The sequence below is a fragment of the Streptomyces orinoci genome (assembly GCF_003121295.1).
In the GTDB taxonomy this organism is placed as follows: domain Bacteria; phylum Actinomycetota; class Actinomycetes; order Streptomycetales; family Streptomycetaceae; genus Streptomyces; species Streptomyces orinoci.
In genome coordinates this window covers 1-21,669 of the sequence record NZ_PHNC01000013.1, presented here as the reverse complement: position 1 = coordinate 21,669, position 21,669 = coordinate 1, and the positions used below count along the sequence as shown (strand labels likewise).

The following is a 21,669-nucleotide window of genomic DNA, read 5'->3' as shown; positions in this document are numbered from 1 at the left end:
ATGTCCACCGACACCCTCTTCCGGCGCATCACCGACTACGCCAACCGTCCCGACCCCTACCCGCTCTACGCCGAGCTCCGGGAGCACGGAGTGGCACGCCAGGAGGACGGCGCCTTTCTGGTGGGCACCTATGACGAGATCACCGCGCTGCTGCACGACCCCCGGGTCAGCTCCGACGTTCGTAACCGCGACGACGCGGAGGAGCTGCTGGCCGGAGAGGACCCGGCGGCACCCCGATCCTTCATCGCCCTGGACGACCCCGAGCACGACCGGCTCCGGCGGCTGGCCATGCGGCGGTTCGGCCCGCCCCACACCCCCGGCCGGATCGACGCGCTGCGCCAGGACATCACCGCCATCGCCGAGGACCTCGCCCGGGGGCTGGGGGAGAAGCAGCACATCGACATCGTGGACGACTTCGCCTTCCCGCTGCCGGTCGCCGTCATCTGCCGACTGCTGGGCGTGCCGGGCGAAGACGTGCCCCAGGTCCATGAGTGGGCGGACGCCGTGGTGGCCGGGCTGGACTTCAGCCCCGAGGAGGAACCCGCCGAACGCCGGCGTACGGCACTCCAGGCCCGCCAGGCCATGGGCGTCTACCTGGGCGAACTGGCCCGGACCCGGCGCGAGAGGCCCACCGGCGACCTGCTCTCCCAACTGGCCAACGAGGACGGGCCGGACGGCCGGCTGACCGACGGTGAACTGATGAGCACCGCCACCCTGCTGCTGATCGCCGGCCATGAGACCACCGTCAACCTGATCACCAATGGGGTGCTCACCCTGGGCCGCCATCCCGAGGCGCTGCAACGCCTGTGCGACGACCCGGAGTTGATGCCCCGTGCGGTGGAGGAGCTGCTGCGCTTCGAACCGCCCGTGCAGTTCCTGCCCCAGCGCACCCCGCTGGCCGATATCGAGGTGGCCGGGGTCACCGTGCCCAAGGGCGCGCCCCTGATCCTGGTGCTGGCCTCCGGCAACCGCGACCCGCTGCGCTTCCCCGAGCCCGACCGCTTCCGGCCCGACCGGGAGGACAACCAGCACCTGGGCTTCGGCAGCGGCGTCCACAGCTGCTTCGGCGCCCCGCTCGCCCGGCTGGAAACCCAGATCGCGCTCACCGTCCTGCTGCGCCGGCTGGGCTCCTGGCGGCTGCTCGCCGACCCGCCCGAGTACCGGCGCAGCCCGGTGCTGCGCGGGCCGCGCCATCTGCCGGTGGAGCGGGGCGGGGGCGTCTCCTGACAACCCCCTAACCGTTCAAACGTTCTATTTATGTCGTACGGTAGGAGCATGGTGCTCCAGCTCCAGGGCTCGCTCTTCGATCTGGCGGACGACATAGGACTGCGTCGGCCGCTGGCCGAGGCGCGCCGTACCACGCTGGCCCACGGGGCCTGGATCGATGTGCTGCCCGGCTGGCTGGCCGGCTCGGACCTGCTGTTCGAGACGCTGGCGCAAACGGTGCCCTGGCGAGCCGAGCGCCGGCATATGTACGACAACGAGGTCCGGGTCCCCCGGCTGCTCGCCCACTACGGCGAGGACGACGAGCTCCCGCACCCCGTGCTGGCCGAGGCCCGCTCGGCCTTGAGCGACCACTACGCCGCCGAGCTGGGCGAACCCTTCCGCACCCTGGGCCTGTGCTTCTACCGCGACGGCCGGGACAGCGTGGCCTGGCACGGCGACCGCATCGGCCGGGGCGAGAAGGAGAACACCATGGTCGCCATCCTCTCCATCGGCGCGCCCCGCCCGCTGATGCTCCGCCCGCGCGGCGGCGGGCCCAGCATCCGCCGGCCGGTCGGACACGGCGATCTGCTGGTCATGGGCGGCACCTGCCAGCGCACCTGGGACCACTGTGTGCCCAAGACCGGCAAACCGGTGGGGCCCAGGATCAGCATCCAGTTCCGCCCGCGCGGAGTCGGATGAGGAGCGGCGGTCAGTAGCCGCCGAGCAGGCCGCGCAGCCGGCGCAGGGCCTCCGGCCCGGCGTCACTGTGCCAGCGGGCCGGGTTCGCCGGGCGCCGTCCCCACAGCAGCAGCACCCGGGCGGCCGCGTCGCTCTCCACGGTGGCCGGGCCCTCCGCGGGGGCGAAGGTGATGCCGGTGCCGCCGCCGGCCTCCGCGGTCACCAGGATGTCCTCGGTGCCGGGGGTGCGCAGCCGGCCCTCGACGCGTTCCCCGGGCCGCAGGCCCAGCCCGTCCAGGCCCCGGCGCAGCAGCGGCCGGCCCACATCGGTCACGCTGTGCCGGGTCATCCAGGGCTCGCCCAGCGACCGCAGGGCCGTTTGGTCGTCGCCGGTGAGGTCCCAGCGGTGCAGCACCAGTTCCTCGCGCAGATGCTCCGCGAAGAAGGGGACGGTGACCGTACGGCCGGTCCAGCGCACCTCGGTCTCCGGCGCCAGCTCCCGTTCCGCCGTGGCGGAGACCTCGGCGAGCTCCGCACAGCGCCTGGCGAAGACCGGCCACAACTCGGAGTCGGACAGGGCCCGGTAGGGCAGCTCCCGGTCGAACCCCCGGGTCTCCACCGGCTCGCCCGCCAGATGCGCCCGGAGCACCCGGGCCAGTTCCTCGGCGTTGCCCGTCTGATGGATCACCACATCGCGTACCGTCCACGCCTCGCACCAGGTCCCGTCGGAGGGGCGCCGGGCCCGCGCGGCATGGACGAAGGGAGCCAATTCCGGAAACCGGTCGTACACCGCCGTTGCGAACATGAGGAATGGTTATCCCCCGGCCCGTCCGCTCCAACGCCCACACCGCCAACCGGAGGGCGGGCGGACCGCCCTGCCCGGCGGCACCTTTCGTTATGACGCATCGCCAACCCCCAAGCGCGGGGGTTTTGTTCCGTTCTCCGGAAAGCGGCCCGGCTCTGGCCGGTTTCCGACGGCGTGCGAAGATTCCTCACCCGGTCCGGAGGGACCGTAGGAAGAAGAGGAGTTTTCCTTGAGACGAACGACAGTCAAATCGGCGGTGGGCGTGGTGCTGTCCATCGCCACGGCGGCCGTGGTGGTGCCCGCCACCGCGGCGAATGCGGCCGCCCGGCCCGCCGGCGTGGACCAGGCGACGGCCGCGTCCTTCGCCCGGGCCACCGATGTGCTGCTGGCCAAGCGCACGGCGGCGCTGCTGGACGGCACCGCGGCCAAGCGCGTGGTGCCCTCCGGTGACCGGACGGTGCACCTGTCGGCCGGCGTCACCCGGAGCGAGAAGAGCGCGCTGGCCACGCTGCAGGCGCGCAAGAAGCGGCTCGCCGCGCTGGGTGAGGCGTACACCTCCGGCGACACCCGGGTCGCCGTGGACCAGGTCCGGGTCAAGGGCAAGAAGGCCACGGTCCGGGTCACCGAGAGCACCACGCTGGCCTACAAGAAGATCCACGGTGACGAGCCCTCCGGCACCGGCTTCAAGGCCCGCCACGAGGTGAGCTTCACCGCCACCGGCCACGGCAAGTGGGAGCTGACCGGGATCAAGTCCGCCGACAACGGCGCGGTGGCGGTCAACGCCCCGGCGCCGCCCAAGGCGCCGGCCCGGGAGGGCATAGGCCCGACCCCCGCCGCCAAGCCCTCCGACACCTCCTGGGGTGCCCCCTCCATACCCAAGCGGCGGACCGGCCTCAACTACTCGGCCATGGCCGCCTACGCGGAGAAGTACTGGCGGAACTACAACCCCGCCTACCGGCAGTTCAACGAGGAAGGCGGTGACTGCACCAACTTCATCAGCCAGGCCCTCAAGGCCGGTGGCTGGAAGCCGGAAACCGGCCCGGCCGCGGACTACCGCAAGTGGTGGTACAGCTCCTCCAGCCAGTCCCACTCCTGGGTCGGGGCCAATGAATGGTCCTGGTACGCGCAGAACTCCAAGCGGGTCACCCACCTGCCGAATGTGTTCCAGCTGGAGGTCGGCGACATCCTGCAGATGGACTTCGACGGTGACGGGTCCAAGGACCACTCCATGATCACCACCTATAAGAGCAGGTGGGGCGTTCCCTACCTGACCTACCACTCCACCAACACCTACCGGAAGTCGCTGCTCAGCATCCTGGCCTCGTACCCGGACGCGGACTACTACGCCTACCGCACCTGAGCGATCCCGCCCCGTCCCGCCTCTCCGGGGCGGGGCCCCCGCCAACTCGCCAAGGCCCGCACGGCAGTCGGGCCCGCGCGGAACCTGGCTGCGGACGCCCTGACCTGCCCTGTGATACTTGAGCCGGAATATGTGCTTTGGTGCCAGGGGGTACGAAGTTGTCGAAGAGGACCGTGCGAGGTGCGGCTGCTCTGGCCACCGTGGCCGCGTTGATGGCCGGCCTGCCGGGCTGCGACGGCAAGGACGAGGGACGGAAGGCCGCCGCCCCGTCCACCGCCGCGCCCGCCGGGAAGCCCACCGCCACGGCCGGTCCTTCGCCCACGGCGACCTGGGACGGCAAGGTCCGGGTGCTGGGCGATGGTTCGATGTCCGACACCGGGCCGCAGCCCCACCAGCCCAAGCCGGAAAAGCTCAAACCCGGACAGAAGCCTCCGCAGTTTGTGGTGTTCTCCTGGGACGGCGCCCTGGAGGGCGACGACCACCTCTTCTCGCACTTCCGCGAGGTGGCCAAGGAGAACAACGCCAGGATGACGTTCTTCCTCACCGGCACCTATCTGCTGCCCAGGTCCAAGGCGAAGATGTACCGGCCGCCGCAGCACAAACCGGGTGAGTCGGCGATCTCCTATGCCACCGACCAGCACATCAGGGACACCCTGGAACAGGTCCGCGCCGCCTGGCTGGACGGCGATGAGATAGGCACGCACTTCAACGGCCACTTCTGCGGACGCAAGGGCGGCGGCGACTGGAGCCCGGCCGAGTGGACCAGCGAGATAAAGCAGGCCTATTCCTTTGTGGAGCACTGGAAGACCAACACCGGCTACCAGGACCTGCCGCCGCTGCCCTTCGACTACACCAAGGAACTGGCCGGCGGCCGGGCGCCCTGCCTGGAGGGCCAGAAGAACCTGCTGACCGCGGCGAAGTCCTTCGGCTGGCGCTATGACGCCAGTTCCCCCGGCGACTTCCAGCTCTGGCCCTCGAAAATCAAGGGAATCTGGAACTTCCCGCTGCAGCTGCTGCCTTACCCGCAGAGCGAGAAGCAGGTCCTGTCCATGGACTTCAACTTCCTCTACAACCAGTCCGGTGACAACACCAAGGGCGATCCCGCGAAGTACGCGCAGTGGCGGAAACTCACCCGGGACGGATATCTCAACGGCTTTGAACGTGTCTACAACGGCAGCCGGGCACCGCTGTTCATAGGCAACCACTTCGAGGACTGGAACGGCGGCATCTATATGAAGGCCGTCGAGGACGTGGTGAAGTCGGTGTGCAAACGGGACGGGGTGCGCTGTGTGTCCTTCAAGCAGCTCGCCGACTGGCTGGACGCCCAGGACCCCCAAGTGCTGGAGCGGCTGCGCAAGCTGGACCCGGCGCAGTCCCCGGACTGGGCGAAGCTGGTGAAATAGCGCAGACGGCGCCGGGCACAAATGCCCGGCGCCGTACGGCCGTTGTGCGCGTTCGCTTACCGCGCAGTCATATAGCGGGTCCAGATGTCCAGGGGCAAGTCGCTGCCCGCCTTGCCCTTGGGGGCGCCGCCCAGACCGTCCAGCGGCTGGAGCTCCTGGCTCCTGGGGTCGATACGGGCCAGCGAGACGGCCGTGGAGAGCCGGTCACGGTAACCCACGAACCAGGCCGAGGTGTTGTCCTGGGCGGTACCCGTCTTGCCGGCCGCCCCCGGACCGGCGGCCCGGGCCGCGCCGGCCGTACCACGGCTGACCGCCTCCCGCAGGGCGTCGTCCACCGCGCCCGCCACCGGGGCGGACAACACCCGCTTCGCCTGCGGCCGTTCCACCGGAATGTCCGCCCCATTGCGGGTGAGCCTGCCGACCGAGTACGGCTCGGTGTGCCGTCCCCCGGCCGCGAAGGTGGCATAGGCGTCGGCCATACGGATCGCGCTGGGCGTGGCCGTCCCCAGTGAGAAGGAGGGCAGCTTGTCGCCCAGGCTGTCCTCCAGCAGCCCGGTCCGTACGCCCACTTCGCCGACCTTGTCCAGGCCCACATCCATGCCCAGCTGCATCATGGCGGTGTTGACCGACTGGGCCACCGCCTGCTTCAGGGTGACCCTGCCCCAGGACTTCCCGCCGTCGTTGGACGCCTTGACGATCTTCCCCGAGCGGTCCCAGTACGGCCCCTCCGGAGTGAGCACGCTGATCCGGTCGTCGCCGTTGTAGAGCGTGGCCGGGGTCACCGGCGTCCTGGGCTTGTCACGTTCCCGCTGGACGCCCTCGCTGAGGGCCGCGGCATAGACAAAGGGCGTGAAGGCGCTGCCGGCGGGCACCACCGAGGAGTTGGCGTCGTTGAAGCCCTGCTCCAGATAGCCCGGACCGCCGTAGAGGGCCAGGATGCGGCCATCGGTGCTCACCGAGGCGGCGCCGATGCGTATATCGCGGTCGGCCGGCCGCTGTTGGGGCTTGAGTCCGGCCCGTACCGCGGTCACCGCCTTGGTCAGGGCCTGGGTCCGCCGCCGGTCGAAGGTGGTGCGGATCTGGTAGCCGCCACGGTCGAACTCCTTGGGGGAGACCTCGGAATGGGCGCTGACATAGGCACGGGCCGTCTCCACCAGATAACCGGTCTGGCCGGTCAGCCCGGTGGGCCGGGGCGGTGCCTTGGGCTCGGGGAAGCGGGTGTACCGGGCCCGTTCCTCCTTGGAGAGCTTCCCACTGGCCACCATCCGGTCCAGGACCCACTTCCAGCGCTCCACGGCGCGTTCGTGGTTCCTGGCGCCCAGCGCCGGGTCGTACATGGCCGCGCCCTTGAGCAGCGCGGCGAGGAACGCGCCCTCACTGGCGTTGAGCTGGGAGACGTCCTTGCCGTAGTAGGCGTGGGCGGCGCGCTGGATGCCATAGGTGCCCCGGCCGTACCAGCTGGTGTTGAGATAGCGCTCCAGGATCTCGTCCTTGCTGAGCCTGTTGTCCAGCTTGATCGCGATGAACATCTCGCTGAGCTTGCGGGAGATGGTCTGCTGCTGGCTGAGGTAGGCGTTCTTCACATACTGCTGGGTGATGGTGGAACCACCCTGGGTGCTGCCGCCTGTGATCATTTTGCCGAGGGCCCGGATCATCCCGCTGGGCGAGACGCCGCTGTCCGAGTAGAAGGTCTCGTTCTCCGCCGCCAGCGCGGCCCAGCGGACCTGCTCCGGCACCCGGGCCAGCGGGGTGTCCTGCCGGTTGACCTCGCCGGTACGGGCCATTTCGGTGCCATCGGCCCAGTAGTAGACGTTGTCCTGCTGGGTGGCGAAGGAGTTGAGGTCGGCGGGTATGTCGGTGCGTATGTACATCACCACCAGCACCCCGGTGACGAGCGTGACACAGCAGCCGAAGAGGCCCAGCGTCTGGCGCCAGGACGGCACCCATCGGGCGAAGCCCGACCGCCCCGGGCGCGGGTAGGCCGGACGCAGCGAGAATTTCCGGGCAGCTGCCCCTTTTCGACGTTCGATCACCGCTCGACCCTATGGGACGCCCTCCGGTGGGTAATGCCCCGGTCTGGGCTGGCGGCTTGGTGCATACCGATACGGGATAGTTTCGACCGGCTGTGCCCTTGCCGACGGGCGGATGATGGATAGCGGAAAGGCCGACGGCAGGGCCGGGTCCCGGCGCTGCCCGCGCGGAGTGGGGCGAGAGCACATGGGCGGTTCCATCTCGCTGGGAAGGCTCTTCGGCATACCGCTGCGGATCCACTGGAGCGCTCCGGTACTGGTCCTCTTCCTGGGCACCGGCCTGGCCCGGGGGACGCTGCCCGCCTCGGTACCGGGGCGGTCCGCCCTGGTCTATGCCACGGCCGGGCTGCTGGGAGCGGTGCTGCTGACGGCGAGTCTGCTGCTGCACGAGGCGGCGCACGCGCTCACCGCCCGCCGCTCCGGGATCCCCGTCATGGACATCACGGTCTGGGGGCTGGGCGGGGTGACCCGGCTGGGCCAGGCCGCCGCCCCGCGCACCCAGTTCCTGGTGGCGGTGGCCGGACCGCTGACCAGCCTGGCCGTGGGCGGACTGGGCATCGCCGCCGGCTTCGCCACCGGGCATCTGCTGCACTGGGCGGTGCCCGCCGTGGTGCTGCTCTGGGCCGGCGGGGCCAATGTGCTGCTTGCGGTGTTCAACCTGCTGCCGGCCGCCCCGCTGGACGGCGGACGGATCCTGCAGTCGCTGATCTGGTGGCGCGGCGGCGACCGCACCCGCGCCCAGCGGGCGGCCGGCCGCTGCGGACAGGCCGCCGGGCTGCTGCTGATGCTCCTGGGCTGGTACCAGACCGTCCATGGCGTGGGCTCGGGCCTGTGGCTGATGCTGGTCGGCGGCTTCCTCGCGGTCTCCGCCACGGCCGAGATGCGCCAGGCCGAGGTGCTGGCGGCGCTGGCCGGGGTGCGGGTGGCCGAGGCGATGACGGTACCGCCGCCGACGGCACCCGACTGGCACTCGGTGGCGGACTTCCTGGACACGGTGCCCGCCCGGACCGGGCAGCCGGTGATCGCCCTGCTGGACTTCGAGGGCCGCCCCAGCGGGGTCGTCGAACAGAACCGGCTGCTGCTGGTCCCGGCCGCCCGCCGGGCCTCGGTACGCGTTCGCGAGCTGGCCGTACCGCTGGAGCAGTGCGCCCTGGCCGCCCCGGACGACCTGCTGGTGGACGTCCTGCAACGAACGGCCGTGGCGGGCCGGCTGCTGATCCTGGCCCTGGACGAGGACGGCCGGCTGGCCGGCACGGTCACGCCCGAGGACATCATGCGGGTGGCACGGCGGCGGGTGCCGCGGCTTTGAGAACCGGCCGCGCGGCGGGCGGGCCGGGGGAACCGTCAGTCCCCGGACGCCGCACCCGGCTGGACGTTCGCCGACCACTTCTCCTCGATACGGGCCACCTTCCAGGTCACCAGCGCGATGACCCAGGTGGCGAAGAACAGCCCGACGATCACAAAGCCGACGACATTGAGGTCGAGCCCGCCGATCCAGTCCCAGAACGCCCCATGGAGGTGGAGCTTGTCGGCGAGCAGGCCCAGCAGCTCCACGGTGCCGATGATCAGCGCCACGGCCACCGACAGGGCGGTGATGGTGAGGTTGTAGTAGACCTTGCGCACCGGCTTGGAGAAGGCCCAGCCATAGGCGAAGTTCATAAAGGACCCGTCGATGGTGTCCAGCAGCGACATCCCGGCCGCGAACAGCACCGGCAGGCAGAGAATCGCGTACCAGGGCAGACCGGAGGCGGCACCCGAGCCGGCCAGGACGAGCAGGGCGACCTCGGTGGCGGTGTCGAAGCCGAGGCCGAAGAGCAGGCCCAGCGGGTACATCTGCCATGGCTTGGTGATCGACTTCATCACCCGGCCCAGCAGCCGGTTCATCAGCCCCCGGTTGTTGAGCTGCTCCTCCAGCGCGTCCTCGTCGAAGTGACCGGCCCGCATCTGCCGGAAGACCTTCCAGATCCCGGCCAGGATCACCAGGTTGAAGATGGCGATCAGATACAGGAAGGCACCGGAAACGGTGGTGCCGATCCAGCCGGTGATCTGGTGGAGCCGGGAGTTGTCGTCCTTGACGGGCCCGGCCAGGGCCTTGATCCCCAGCGAGAGCAGCAGCGACAGCGCGAAGACGACACTGGAGTGGCCCAGGGAGAACCAGAAGCCCACCGACAGCGGACGCTTGCCCTCGTGCATCAGCTTGCGGGTGGTGTTGTCGATGGCCGCGATGTGGTCGGCGTCAAAGGCGTGCCGCATGCCGAGGGTGTAGGCGGTGACGCCGATGCCGATGCCGAAGGACTTGGTGCCCAGGCTGTAGTGGTGCGGCGCCACGATCGCCACCAGGGTGAACCAGCCCACGAGGTGCAGGGCCAGAATGAAGGCGGCCATCCCGCCCATACGGCGCCACTCGGCACCGGTCATCGCTCCCGATATCCGCCGCCAGCCGGAGGGACGTATCTCCTGGCTGGCGGTGACAGTGGCGACCATCGAGGCCCCTTCCTCGTGCGTAAACAATGGCACACGGTAGGCGCGGGGATTTCGTAGTTGCAAGTCAGACGCAGCTGCGAGCGGGTGTGAGCACGGGGCGGGCGGCGCACTGGTGCGGGTCGCGCGCTGGTGCCCGGCGGCGCCGCAACGCCCGTACGGTCACCCCATCCGCGGCCCCGGGGCAGCCGGACCGGCACGGACCTTGCCGCCCCTGACATCACGGGCGCACGGTGGAGATATGAGCACCGGCGCTCCCGGGACCGGGTCGCTGCCCACCGTCACCATGGCCTGGGTCGTGGACCATCCCGCGCCCATCGCCGCCCGGCCACTGCGCCGAGTGCGGCGTCCCCTGCCACCGGTGGGGCCCATGGACCTGCTGGTGGAGGTGGCCGCGTGCGGGGTGTGCCGTACCGACCTGCACCTCGCCGAGGGCGACCTGCCACCGCGGGTGCCGCACTGCACCCCCGGACACGAGATCGTGGGCCGGGTACGGGCGGCCGGGCCCGCCGCCGGAGGGTTCGCCCCGGGGGACCGGGTCGGAGCCGCCTGGCTGGCCGGCACCTGTGAGGCGTGCCGCTACTGCCGCTCGGGCCGCGAGAACCTGTGCCCCCGGTCCCGCTACACCGGCTGGGACATCCACGGCGGCTATGCCGCGCACACGGTGGTGGACGCCCGCTACGTCTACCGCCTGCCGGAGGGCCCCACGGACGCGGAACTGGCACCGCTGCTGTGTGCGGGCATCATCGGCTACCGGGCCCTGGAACGTGCCGAGTTGCCGCCCGGCGGCAGGCTCGGCATCTACGGTTTCGGCGCCTCGGCGCATCTGACCGCGCAACTGGCCATCTTCCGGGGCGCCACCGTCCATGTCCTGACCCGCTCCGCGGCCGCCCGTCAACTGGCCCTGGAACTCGGCGCCGCATCGGCCCGCGGCGCCTATGACGCACCTTCCGAGCCGCTCGACGCGGCGATCCTCTTCGCACCGGTGGGCGACCTGGTGCCGGTCGCGCTGGCGGCACTCGACCGCGGCGGCACGCTGTCGGTGGCCGGGATCCACCTCACCGACATTCCCTCGCTGTCGTATGCGCAACACCTCTTCCAGGAAAGGAACCTGCGCAGCGTGACATCCAACACCCGTGCCGACGGCCGCGGTTACCTGGCCGAGGTGTCCCGGTTCCGCCCGGTGGTCCAGGTGTGTCCGTACCCGATGGAGGAGGCGGACCACGCCCTGGCCGACCTGGCGGCCGACCGCGTCACGGGCGTGGCGGTGCTGACCGTCTGAGGCCCGGCGGGCCGCCCGGGCATTGCCTTCGGCGACATTCATTGCAACGACGCGTTGCATTCGATTCCACTGTCATTGCATCAAGTTACCGTGGCTCACCTGCGTTAAGCCTTACTGATGGGTTGACCATTCGCTGAATGCAACGTAGCTTTCCGTCATCGCAAAACGCGCACTATCGCGAGACAAGGAATGACCATGGGTGAGTCCCTCCACACCGTCCAGACGCTGCCGACGACGCGTCAGCCCGGCTGCCCCTTCGACCCGCCGGCCGAGCTGATCGACGCCCGCCGGCACGGTCCCATCAGCCGCTACACCCACCCCGGCGGAAAGCCCGGCTGGCTGATCACCGGCTATGACCTCGTCAGGTCGGTCCTGGCCGACTCGCGATTCAGCTCGCGCAAGGAACTCCTGAATGTGGGCGACTTCGAGGTTCCTCCGGCGCCGCCGGGCGAATTCCTGCTCATGGACGAGCCACAGCACGGCCGTTACCGGAAACCGCTGGTGAGCAAGTTCACCGGACGGCGCATGCGGCTGCTCACCGAGCGCATCGAGCAGGTCACCGCCGACTGCCTGGACGCCATGGCGAAGGACGGACCGCCGGCGGACCTGGTCACCGCCTTCGCCAAGCCCATTCCCACCATCGTCATCTGCGAGCTGCTCGGGGTGCCGTACGAGGACCGGGGCTCCTTCCAGGAGCAGATCGACTCCTTCCTCGGCGGGGAGACAAGCGATGAAGAGCTGATAGCGGCCTACACCGCCACCCAGCGCTACCTCGCGGAACTGGTGGCCGCCAAGCGCGCCAACCCCACCGACGATCTGCTCAGCGACCTCATGGACAGCGATCTGACCGACGAGGAGCTGCAGGGGGTCAGCCTGATCCTCCTGGTGGCCGGGCTCGACACCACCGCGAACACGCTCGCGCTGGGTACCTTCGCCCTGCTGCGCAACCCGGCACAACTGGCCGCGCTGCGTGCCGATCCCGCCCTCACCGACCGGGCCGTGGAGGAGCTGCTGCGGTATCTGAGCGTCGCCAAGACGTTTATGCGGACGGCGCTGGAGGACGTCGAGCTGGGCGGCCAGACCATCAAGGCGGGCACGACGGTGGTGCTCTCCTACAACACCGCCAACCGCGACCCCGAGCGCTTCGCCGATCCCCATGTGCTCGACCTCCGCAGGCAGGACGGCGGGCACCTGGCCTTCGGGCACGGCGTCCACCTGTGCCTGGGCCAGCAACTGGCCCGCGTGGAGATGCGAGTGGCGCTCCGCGCGCTGCTCGACCGCTTCCCCACGCTGCGGCTGGCCGTCCCGGCCGAAGAAGTAGCGCTGCGCCCGGAGACCGCGGACATCTACGGGGTGAAGAGCCTCCCGGTCACCTGGGATATGTGACCGCGGTCCGGCGACCGCTGCGGCGCCGCCCGGTAACTGGGCGAGACCGGAGAGGAGTTCGTCAAGTGCCTTCTCCAGAGCGCCGGAGTTGGCCAAGTCGAACCAAGTGGTGCGGATGCGTTCGTTGAGTCCCCCCGGCGTCTCATGGCCGGCCGCCAGCTGCCGCAGTGAACGGCTTTCGTCCCCCAGGGAGCGCCCAACTCCCTGGAAAAGGCTGCGGATAGAGCGGTCCGCGTCCTCGGGGGGAATGCCCTGCCGTCCGGCCCAGGCGGCGAGTGTGGCCAGGTAGGAGTAATGGGTGGTCAGGGTGCCCGTCAGCGCGGAGCAGACATTGAAGCCCGCTTCATCCGCGACGGGCAGCGCTCCACCCAGACGGTCGAAAAGAGCGTCCGCCACCGGGTGCGAGGGGCAGGTGACGGTGACGGACCGGCGCTCGCGCACGGTCGGCAAGGGGATGGCGCGTATCAACGGGGCGTCGGTGGGCAGCAGTTGGCGCAGCTCGTCGATGCCGACGCCGGCCATCAGGCTGACCACCACGCCGGCGCTGTCAACCCGGAGACCGGTGAGGGCCTCGGTACGGTGCTGCGGGCGGACGGCGAGCACCACCGCCTCGGAGCGGTCCGTCACCTCCTGGTTGTCCGCGCACACCCGTACATTCGGGTAGCGCCCGGCCGGCTCGGCGACCGTACGGGCCCCACGGGGAGAGAGGAAGATCTCCGGCGCTTCCCCGGCGCCGTCACACAGTCCGTGCACCAAGGCGCGGCCGATTTCGCCCACACCGATGATTCCCAAGCGCTGCACCATGTCTCCTGGATCAACGCGACCGGTGGTGGTGCCGGAATCCCCTGGCTGTTACGGACACCGTAAGTGGACGGTGTCACCGGACAGTTGGCGGCCGGGCGGATTCTGCCCGCCCGGCGGACCGCCTTCCCGCCTCCCGGGAGCATGCGGGCCCCTCCCGGCGTTGCGGGACGAGCGCCATATGGCCGGACGCGCCGAGGGCGGGCGGGGATGCAGCGGTTCACGGCCGTACCGCGATTACCGTCAGCGGAAATGACGGTTACGTCAGCGCCGGGAGAGGCACAGCGATGACCATGCACAACACCGTCGGACAGGACCCGGACAGCAATGACGTGGTGATCCTGTTGCAGCAGCAGCACCAGGAGATCCGCCGTCGTATGGAGGCGGTCCTGGCGCAGACCGGGAAAGCCCGGGAAAAGGCGTTCCGCCGCTTTGTGCATCTGCTGGCCGTGCATGAGACCGCCGAGGAGGAAATCGTGCACCCCTATGTCCGCCGCACCGTGGACGGCGGTGAGAAGGTGACGGCCGACCTGGTGCGCGAGGAGGAGGTGGCCAAGCGGGTACTGAGCGAACTCGAGCGGGGAGGCGTGGCAGCCGAGGACTTCGAGTCCCGCTTCACCGAGCTGTACGACGACATCCTGGCGCACGCCCAGGCGGAGGAGGAACACGAATTCCCCCGGATTCGTGAACAGGCCGATCCGGCCCGGATGCAGCTGATGGCCAAGGCACTGCGCACGGCCGAAATGGTGGCACCCACTCGCCCGCATCCGGGGATGACCTCGGCGCCCGGAAACCTGCTGCTGGGATCCTTCGCGGCGATCGCCGACCGGACCCGGGAGGCCGTCCGGATGGCCCTGGGAAAGTGAACACCGGCCCCGGCCCTCACCCGCTCGGTCACCGAGGTTTGCCGGACCGGTGTCGTGGCTACAGAGCAGGCGCCATGATCTGGCGGAATCTTCGTCGTCACACCAGCGCTTCGGAGGGCGCATGTCGCAGTTGGACGAGCAACGACAGCGCGAGCCGCTGGATGCCTCCGAGAATCCCCGGGTCCGGCTGGGCCGCAAGATCAGGGACTATGTGACCACCACCGATCACAAGACGATCGGCAATATGTATCTGGTCACCTCCTTCGGCTACTTTCTGGCCGGCGGCGTCATGGCCATATTGATGCGCGCCGAGCTGGCCCGCCCCGGACTGCAATTCCTCAGCACCACGCAGTACAACCAGCTCTTCACCCTGCATGGCACCGTCATGCTGCTGCTCTTCGCCACCCCGACCTTCACCGGACTGGCCAACGCCATCATGCCGCTGCAGATCGGCGCCCCCGATGTCGCCTTTCCCCGGCTGAACGCGCTGACGTACTGGCTGTTTCTGCTGGGCGGACTGATCGTGCTGTCCGGACTGGTGGTGCCCGGCGGTCCGGCCGCCTTCGGGTGGTTCGCCTACGCCCCGTTGAACGGTCCGGTGTACTCGCCCGGCGCGGGCGGCGATCTATGGGCGATGGGGCTGGTGCTGGCGGGGCTGAGCACCACCCTGGGGGCGGTGAACTTCATCGCCACCATCCTCTGCCTGCGTGCGCCCGGAATGACGATGTTCCGCATGCCCATCTTCACCTGGAACGTGCTTTTCACCTCCATCCTGGTGCTGCTGGCGTTCCCGGTGCTCACCGCGGCCCTGCTGGTGCTGGAGGCCGGGCGCAAGTTCGGGTCGCGGGTCTTCGAGGCCGCCGACGGGGGAGCGCTGCTCTGGCAGCATCTGTTCTGGTTCTTCGGCCACCCCGAGGTCTATATCGTCGCCCTGCCGTTCTTCGGAGTGGTGTCCGAGATCATCCCGGTGTTCAGCCGTAAACCGTTGTTCGGCTATGCCGGGATGGTGGGGGCCACCATTTCCATCACCATGCTGTCGGCCACCGTATGGGCCCATCACATGTTCGCCACCGGCGCCGTCCTGCTGCCCTTCTTCTCCTTTCTGTCGTTCCTCATCGCGGTGCCGACCGGAATCAAGTTCTTCAACTGGATCGGCACCATGTGGAAGGGAAGCCTCTCATTCGAGACGCCCATGGTCTGGGCGGTGGGCTTTCTGGTCACCTTCCTGCTCGGCGGCCTCAGCGGCGTCATCATCGCCTCGCCGCCGCTGGACTTCCATCTCACCGACTCGTACTTCATCGTGGCCCATCTGCACTATGTGCTGTTCGGCACCATCGTCTTCGCCATGTTCGGCGGCTTCTACTTCTGGTGGCCCAAAATCACCGGCAAGATGCTGGACGAGCGGCTGGGAAAGATCCATTTCTGGACGCTCTTCGTGGGATTCCAGGCCACCTTCCTGGTCCAGCACTGGCTCGGAGAAATGGGCATGCCCCGCCGGTATGCCGACTACCTGGCGGCGGACGGATTCACCACGCTGAACACCGTCTCGTCCATCGGCTCCTTTCTGCTCGGTCTGTCCACCCTGCCCTTCCTCTACAACGTCTGGAAGACGGCGGCGTCCGGCCGGAAGGTCGAAGTGAACGACCCCTGGGGCTATGGGCGCTCGCTGGAGTGGGCGACCTCCTGCCCGCCGCCCCGGCACAACTTCCTGGCGCTGCCCCGCATTCGCTCCGACTCGCCCGCCTTCGACCTCAACCACCCGGAGATTCCGGCCCTGCCGGGGAGGGGCGGTGGAGTGCAACCGACACCGGACACCGCGGGAGGAAAGGGCACATGAAACATGAGGCCATGCTTTTCGCGGGGGTGGCCGGGTTCTTCCTGATCACCGATGTGTCCTATATCTGGTTCGCCCGTGAGCCGGCCGGAGTGGCGGCGCTCACCGTCTCCCTGGTGATGTCCTCGGTCATCTCCTTCTTCTGCGCCATGAACTACCGGCGCAAGGGCCGCAGACCGGAGGACGTGGGGGATTCCGAGATCCGGGAGCGGGCCGGGCTGCTGGACTTCTTCCCGCCGCACAGCGCGTATCCGCCGGTGACCGCTGTCGGCGCGGCGCTGATGGCCGTCGGCATCGTCTATGGGCTCTGGCTGTTCATCATCGGCTGCGGCATCATGCTCGCCGGGGTCTTCGGCATGGTCTTCCAGTTCCCCGATGTGGAGGCCTGAGGCCCGGCGCCGGCCGGCTACTCCCGCTCGGCCTCCGGAAGCGGGGTCATCGTCCTGCCGGTGATCTGCAGACGCTGCTCGGCGGTGGTCGGCATATCCACCCGGTCGCGGTAGAACCAGTTGCTCAGGGCCGCCCTGAGCCGGTGCCGCCGGGGCGCGCGCTTCCCCGGGTCCGGCAGCGGCAGCGGGATGTCCCGTACCAGCAGCCGGTAGCGGTGCCGGGCGTCCAGCGACCGGTTGCCCTCGCTGAAGGCACCGTAGGCGTTCTGGCTGACCAGACCGGTCTCCTCGCCCTCCTCCAGCAACTGGCGGTCATGGGCCTGGAGCGCCAGGCAGGCCCGTTTGGTGATCAGGAAGGCGATCACCGGGCCGATGACCAGGGCGATCCGGTAGATCCAGGTCAGGCTCTCCACCGAGACCCGGAAGATATACGCCGCCACATCATTGCCGGCCGCCGCCAGCAGCACCGCGTAGCAGACCACAGCGGCGGCCCCCAGCGCGGTGCGAGTGGGCCGGTCCCGCGGCCGGTCGCACAGATGATGCTCCATCAGGTCCCCGGTGACCCACTTCTCCAGCGCCGGATACAGATAGAGCACCAGGAACAGCAGGGCCGGCAGCAGGACCGCGGGGATGAAGACGTTCCACATCAGGGTGTGCCCGGCCACCGCGTTCTGCCAGGGCGGCATCAGCCGCAGGGCGCCCTCCAGGAAGCCCACATACCAGTCGGGCTGAGCGCCGGTGGACGCCTGGTCGGCACGGTAGGGGCCGAAGTTCCAGATGGGGTTGATCTGGGCCAGGGCGCCGAGCAGCGTGGTCACGCCGAACACCGTCAGACACAGGCCGGTGGAGCGGATGGCGAACTGGGGGACCATCGGCATGCCCACCACATTCCGGTTGGTCCTGCCCTGATCCGGCCACTGGGTGTGCTTGAGGTAGACGACCATCACCAGATGGGCACCGATCAGCGCCAGCAACAGCCCCGGGACGAACAGCACATGGACGATATAGAGCCGGGCGATGATGAGATGGCCGGGGAAGGAAGCCCCCCACAGCAGAAAACTCAGATAGGTGCCGGCCACCGGAATCGACATCACAATGGTGTTGGCGGTGCGCAGCCCGGTCCCCGAGAGCAGGTCGTCCGGGAGGGAGTAGCCGCAGAACCCCTCCAGCAGGGCGAGCATAAAGAGCGTCACCCCGATCATCCAGTTGAGCTCGCGCGGGCGGCGGAAGGCCCCGGTGAAGAAGATGCGCAGCATATGCACCCCCGCCGCGGCGACAAAGATCAGCGCCGCCCAGTGGTGCATCTGACGGATCAGCAGGCCACCACGGACATCGAAGCTGATGTGCAGCGTCGATGAGTAGGCATCGGTGACCAGCAGCCCGCGCAGCCCGGCATAGCGGCCCTGGTAGACGCCCTCGGTCATGGCGGGGGTGAAGAAGAAGGTCAGAAAGCTGCCGGTGAGCACGAGCAGCAGAAAGCTGTAGAGCGCGATCTCGCCCAGCAGGAACGACCAGTGGTCCGGAAAGGCCTTCCGGAGCAGTTGGCGCGCCAGCTCCGAGACCGGTGCCCGTCGTTCAAGTACGAGATAGCCGGTATGGGCGGCCTGCCGGGCACCGGACCGGATCCGGGCCTTCCGCCTGCGCAACAGCATGCAGCGTGCTTCCTTTCCCGCGGCCCCGCTAGCTGCTACCCGGGCGCTGCCGGGCCTACCGTCCGGCTGCTCCACTCGGCCCAAGCACTCGTCAGGGCCGCCATGGCGGCGGTGCCAAGGGGCAACCCTTACGGGACGCAGGACGCACCGGAGGAACCCCACGTGCCACCCAACGCCGACCTCATCACCGAGCTCACCGCCGACCACCGGGTGGTCCAGCGGCTCTTCGACCGCATCCGCGCGGCGCCGCCGGGCAGCGCCGAACGAGGGGAACTGGTGGAGCGGGTGACCATGGAGCTGGTGGCCCACTCGGCGGTCGAGAAGGAGCACCTCTACCCGGCCGTGCGCGACCACCTCCCGGACGGGGCGGGCTGGGTGGAGCGGGAGCTGGCCGATCACGACCGGGTGGAGCGGATCCTGCGCGAGCTGGAGGAACTGGAGCCGGGCGACGAGGAGTTCGCCCGGCTGCTCCCGCTGCTGGTGGCCCAGGTCACCACCCATGTGCTGGAGCAGGAGCAGCGGCTGTTCCCCCGGCTCGGTGCCCGCTGTCCCACCGAGGTCCTGGCGGAACTGGGGGAGAAGGTGCGCCGGAGTCGGCGACTGGTCCCCACCCGGCCCCGGCCCGGCATTCCCGATCTCGCCCCGGTCACCAAGGCGGTGTCGCCGGGACTGGGCCTGCTGGACCGGATCCGGGACCGGCTGACCGGGCGCGCCCGTCGTCGCATGGACTGACGACGCGTCCGGCCGGCCAACGGCCCGTGCGGCGCAGCCGTATGACGCAGCCGCCCGCGCCCCTTACGGGGCACCCGGCGGCCGGCCATGAACCGGCAGACAGCCCTCAGCGGGGATGGCGGGAACCGATGTGCACCCCGGCCATCCGCCAGAGGCGGATCTCCCGGATGATCCCCGGGAACTCCTTGATCAGGATGCCCAGGGTGGCCGCTCCGGCCACTACGGCCTGGATGATCAGCAATCGTCTGGCCATGGGGACATGCTCCTTGTCGGTCGGACCACCGCTCAGCCGGATCGCCGCTCAGCCCGGCGGCAGCTTGGGCATGATCTTCATGATGGCGTCGTGCTTCTTCCAGTGGATGCCGGTGGAACGCCGGGCATCCGCGGTGCCGTCCTCGTGATGGCCGGTCTGGCGCTTGTAGGGGCCCTTGTTGCCCTGGCGCATGCCGCGTACATGGGTGGGAGTGTCCGGTTTGACGGCCGGCTTTCCGGTTCTGATGCGTCCCATAGCGGTCTCCTTTCCGGTGGGGCGCCGGGCTTCGGCGCCGGTCAGCGGCCCGGAACAGGCTGTTCGGCCCGTTCGGCCCGTTCCCCGAGTTCCCCGAGTTCGGTGAAGAAACGGTCCACCGCGGGCCACACCCGGCTGCCGCCGGAGAGCCCGGTCCACTCCCGGCGGACCAGGGCCACCAGCCGGAAGCAGTCGTCGAGGGGCACGATCCAGTGGTGGCGGTGGCTCCAGGCGGTGTCCACCAGCAGCGCCTCCACCTCGGCGGTGAGGCTGCCCAGCGCCGGGTGACGGTCCACGGTGGCTTGCCAGGCGGCCGGGTCCACCTGCCAGCGGGTGGCCCCGGCCGGGCTGGGGTAGTGGGCCATGGCCCCGCCCTCCGTCCGGGGCACGAAGAAGGCCAGCCCCACCGGTACGCCCAGTTCGCGGGTGGACACCGGGTCCAGCCGAACCCGCCGGCGGGGGATCAGCAGGTAGCTGTCGCGCCCGGCGCCGTCCTGGGTGAAGAGCAGGGCGCACGCCCGGCAGGCGCACAGCACTTCCTCCCGCGCGGTGGCGTACAGATGCCGGTGCCCGGGCTCCGTCGGGGCATCACACAAGTCACAGCGCTCACCGGTGGCGCGCCGTTGACGGGCGCCATGCCGGACGAGGCGGGCCAGGGCGCCGGTGGTCATCCCGGGCCTCCGGTGGCGGCCGCCGGCCGGGCCAGCGCGCTCAGCGGTACAAAGGCGGGCGGCCCGGCGGCGTCCGGCAGCCGCCGCACCTCGGACAGCTCCGGGGCGATGGCCAGTACGGCCTCGCGTACCGCCTGCTCCAGGGCCGCGGCGGTGGAGCGGCAGCCTTCGGCGGTCAGCCGCACCGTGGCCACCCCCTCGGCCACCCCGGCCAGTTCGACCTCCCCGCCGTGCTCCCGGAGGGCCGGGCGCAGACCGTCCAGGGCCCGGGTGACCCGCCGTTCGACGCCGTCCGGATGGAGGCCGTGCAGCACCAGCAGATGGCCGATCAGCTCGTCCTCGGCCAGCCGCCCGCCGAGCGAGGGGCCGGCCGCGTCCAGCACCCGGGCCAGTGCCTCGCCATAGACCTCGGTGAGCAGGCGCACGGCCTCCAGCGCGGCCCCGGCGGTGGGGCCTGGCGCCCCCTCAACACGTTCCAGCAGGTCATCGACCCGGGCCAGCCGCCGGCCGATGTCCTGGTCGTCCAGTCGGTCAGCCATGAGCCGCCGCCCCATAGACCGGCGAGTGGACCTTCTGCAGGACGTTGCCCTTGCCGAGGTACATATGCACCCCGCATGGCAGACAGGGGTCGAAGCTGCGCACGGTGCGCATGATGTCCACGCCCTTGAAGTCCTCCGGCCCGTTCTCCTCGAAGATGGGCTGGCCCTGGACCGCGTCCTCGTACGGGCCCGGGGTGCCATAGCTGTCCCGCGGGCTGGCGTTCCAGGGAGTCGGCGGATAGGGGTGGTAGTTGGCGATCTTCCGGTCCTTGATCACCAGATGGTGGGAGAGCACGCCGCGCACCGCCTCGTGGAAGCCGCAGCCAATGGCCTCCTCGGGCACCTCGAAGTCGGTGAACACCTTGGTGTCACCGGCCCGCACCATGGACATCGCCCGTTCCAGGAAGGTGAAGGCCATCGCCGCGGAGTAGGCGACGAAGTAGGCGCGGGCCCGGTCGCGTTCGATGGTGTTGCTCCACCGGGGGATCTTCCACTCCAGGGTGGTCTCGGGGAGCTTCTCGCTCCTGGGGAGCGAGATCCGCACGCTCTGCCCGGTGGCCTTGACATAAGGGGTGTCCACCAGGCCGTTGAGCGCGGTGGACCACAGCCGGGCCAGCGGGCCGCCGCCGGTGTCCAGGGCGAGATGGCCCCCACTGGCCCGGTCGAACCAGCGGGGGCTCATCACCCAGCTGTAGTTGCCGTTGAAGTCGCGCTTCTGCGGAGCCGGGAGGGTGGTCTGGTTCCAGGGGTGGCGGATGTCCACCGGGTTGCCCAGCGGGTCATGGGTGACAAAGGGTTCCTCCTCCCGCCAGTCCTCGTAGAAGGAACTGCCCAGCAGTACCCGCAGACCCAGGTTGATCTCCACCAGGTCATTGGTGACCAGCTTGCCGTCCACGATGATCCCGGGGGTGACGAACATCGAACGGCCCCAGTCGCCCATGGTCTGGTAGCGGTAGTCGCACACCTCGTAGTCCTGCCAGGCGCCCCAGCAGCCGAGCATCACCCGGCGCCGGCCCACCTCCTCATAGCCGGGCAGCGCCTCGTAG

20 protein-coding genes and 1 pseudogene are annotated in these 21,669 nt (G+C 69.6%); 11 read left to right on the top strand and 10 right to left on the bottom strand.

Translation table 11 applies throughout. From position 1 onward, the window contains the following. A complete protein-coding gene (locus CV755_RS10600) occupies nt 1-1,227 on the top strand; it encodes a cytochrome P450 (RefSeq protein WP_109279935.1) in 1,227 nt (408 codons plus the stop codon). A 48-nt stretch (nt 1,228-1,275) separates the two neighbouring features. Further along, on the top strand, nt 1,276-1,905 hold the full coding sequence (locus tag CV755_RS10595) for an alpha-ketoglutarate-dependent dioxygenase AlkB (RefSeq protein WP_109279934.1): 630 nt from the start codon (nt 1,276-1,278) through the stop codon (nt 1,903-1,905). Between the two features lie 10 nt (nt 1,906-1,915). On the opposite strand, the gene CV755_RS10590 is transcribed toward CV755_RS10595, so the two are convergent. After that, the gene (locus CV755_RS10590) at nt 1,916-2,689 is read right to left on the bottom strand and encodes a maleylpyruvate isomerase N-terminal domain-containing protein (protein ID WP_109279933.1); all 774 of its coding nucleotides are present in this window, start codon (nt 2,687-2,689) and stop codon (nt 1,916-1,918) included. A gap of 229 nt (nt 2,690-2,918) precedes the next feature. On the opposite strand from CV755_RS10590, the gene CV755_RS10585 reads away from it, so the two are divergent. Then, nucleotides 2,919-4,049: an amidase domain-containing protein gene (locus tag CV755_RS10585; RefSeq protein ID WP_241561114.1), complete on the top strand. Its 1,131-nt coding sequence runs from the start codon at nt 2,919-2,921 to the stop codon at nt 4,047-4,049. Between the two features lie 158 nt (nt 4,050-4,207). Beyond that, on the top strand, nt 4,208-5,452 hold the full coding sequence (locus tag CV755_RS10580) for a polysaccharide deacetylase family protein (RefSeq protein WP_241561113.1): 1,245 nt from the start codon (nt 4,208-4,210) through the stop codon (nt 5,450-5,452). Nucleotides 5,453-5,508: 56 nt separating this feature from the next. On the opposite strand, the gene CV755_RS10575 is transcribed toward CV755_RS10580, so the two are convergent. After that, the gene (locus CV755_RS10575) at nt 5,509-7,395 is read right to left on the bottom strand and encodes a transglycosylase domain-containing protein (protein ID WP_241561112.1); all 1,887 of its coding nucleotides are present in this window, start codon (nt 7,393-7,395) and stop codon (nt 5,509-5,511) included. Between the two features lie 274 nt (nt 7,396-7,669). On the opposite strand from CV755_RS10575, the gene CV755_RS10570 reads away from it, so the two are divergent. Then, nucleotides 7,670-8,791, top strand: coding sequence for a site-2 protease family protein (locus CV755_RS10570; RefSeq protein WP_109279931.1), 1,122 nt, complete (start codon nt 7,670-7,672; stop codon nt 8,789-8,791). A gap of 35 nt (nt 8,792-8,826) precedes the next feature. On the opposite strand, the gene nicT is transcribed toward CV755_RS10570, so the two are convergent. Then, the gene (gene nicT, locus CV755_RS10565; RefSeq protein ID WP_109280057.1) at nt 8,827-9,900 is read right to left on the bottom strand and encodes a Nickel transporter NicT; all 1,074 of its coding nucleotides are present in this window, start codon (nt 9,898-9,900) and stop codon (nt 8,827-8,829) included. A gap of 304 nt (nt 9,901-10,204) precedes the next feature. Here nicT and CV755_RS10560 point away from each other — a divergent pair, with 304 nt between their 5' ends. Then, nucleotides 10,205-11,245, top strand: coding sequence for a zinc-binding alcohol dehydrogenase family protein (locus CV755_RS10560; protein WP_109279930.1), 1,041 nt, complete (start codon nt 10,205-10,207; stop codon nt 11,243-11,245). 195 nt (nt 11,246-11,440) lie between these two features. Then, the gene (locus CV755_RS10555) at nt 11,441-12,631 is read left to right on the top strand and encodes a cytochrome P450 (protein WP_109279929.1); all 1,191 of its coding nucleotides are present in this window, start codon (nt 11,441-11,443) and stop codon (nt 12,629-12,631) included. A gap of 573 nt (nt 12,632-13,204) precedes the next feature. On the opposite strand, the pseudogene CV755_RS36000 reads toward CV755_RS10555, so the two are convergent. Beyond that, nucleotides 13,205-13,435, bottom strand: a pseudogene (locus tag CV755_RS36000) (NAD(P)-binding domain-containing protein); the annotation flags it as partial. A gap of 284 nt (nt 13,436-13,719) precedes the next feature. Between CV755_RS36000 and CV755_RS10545 the strand changes: the two are divergent. The 3 genes from CV755_RS10545 to ctaF all read left to right on the top strand — a co-directional run bounded on the left by CV755_RS10545 (nt 13,720) and on the right by ctaF (nt 16,521). Next, nucleotides 13,720-14,298 carry a hemerythrin domain-containing protein gene (locus tag CV755_RS10545; RefSeq protein ID WP_109279928.1) on the top strand — a complete coding sequence of 193 codons (579 nt, stop codon included), beginning with the start codon at nt 13,720-13,722 and terminating at the stop codon, nt 14,296-14,298. 121 nt (nt 14,299-14,419) lie between these two features. Continuing rightward, the gene (gene ctaD / locus CV755_RS10540) at nt 14,420-16,135 is read left to right on the top strand and encodes an aa3-type cytochrome oxidase subunit I (RefSeq protein ID WP_109279927.1); all 1,716 of its coding nucleotides are present in this window, start codon (nt 14,420-14,422) and stop codon (nt 16,133-16,135) included. Next, entirely contained in the window at nt 16,132-16,521 is a 390-nt protein-coding gene (gene ctaF / locus CV755_RS10535) for an aa3-type cytochrome oxidase subunit IV (RefSeq protein ID WP_109279926.1), read from the top strand. Before ctaD ends, ctaF begins: the two co-directional genes overlap by 4 nt. A 17-nt stretch (nt 16,522-16,538) precedes the next feature. Here the strand turns inward: ctaF and qcrB are convergent, their stop codons facing one another. Next, entirely contained in the window at nt 16,539-18,173 is a 1,635-nt protein-coding gene (gene qcrB, locus CV755_RS10530; protein WP_109279925.1) for a cytochrome bc1 complex cytochrome b subunit, read from the bottom strand. A 162-nt stretch (nt 18,174-18,335) separates the two neighbouring features. Between qcrB and CV755_RS10525 the strand changes: the two genes are divergently transcribed. Then, entirely contained in the window at nt 18,336-18,905 is a 570-nt protein-coding gene (locus CV755_RS10525) for a hemerythrin domain-containing protein (RefSeq protein ID WP_241561110.1), read from the top strand. A 106-nt stretch (nt 18,906-19,011) separates the two neighbouring features. Here CV755_RS10525 and CV755_RS35075 read toward each other — a convergent pair whose 3' ends face one another. From CV755_RS35075 to CV755_RS10505, 5 genes are all read right to left on the bottom strand, one after another. After that, nucleotides 19,012-19,158 (bottom strand): hypothetical protein, encoded by a 147-nt coding sequence (locus CV755_RS35075; protein WP_164503280.1) that lies wholly within the window; start codon nt 19,156-19,158, stop codon nt 19,012-19,014. Between the two features lie 48 nt (nt 19,159-19,206). After that, nucleotides 19,207-19,413 carry a hypothetical protein gene (locus CV755_RS10520; protein ID WP_109279923.1) on the bottom strand — a complete coding sequence of 69 codons (207 nt, stop codon included), beginning with the start codon at nt 19,411-19,413 and terminating at the stop codon, nt 19,207-19,209. A gap of 41 nt (nt 19,414-19,454) precedes the next feature. After that, nucleotides 19,455-20,084, bottom strand: a complete 630-nt coding sequence (locus CV755_RS10515) for a DUF5947 family protein (protein WP_109279922.1) — start codon at nt 20,082-20,084, stop codon at nt 19,455-19,457. Further along, nucleotides 20,081-20,623 carry a NifU family protein gene (locus CV755_RS10510; RefSeq protein ID WP_109280056.1) on the bottom strand — a complete coding sequence of 181 codons (543 nt, stop codon included), beginning with the start codon at nt 20,621-20,623 and terminating at the stop codon, nt 20,081-20,083. Before CV755_RS10510 ends, CV755_RS10515 begins: the two co-directional genes overlap by 4 nt. Further along, the coding region (locus CV755_RS10505; RefSeq protein WP_161968658.1) for a nickel-dependent hydrogenase large subunit at nt 20,616-21,669 on the bottom strand (1,054 nt) is incomplete at its 5' end. The genes CV755_RS10510 and CV755_RS10505, both read right to left, overlap by 8 nt.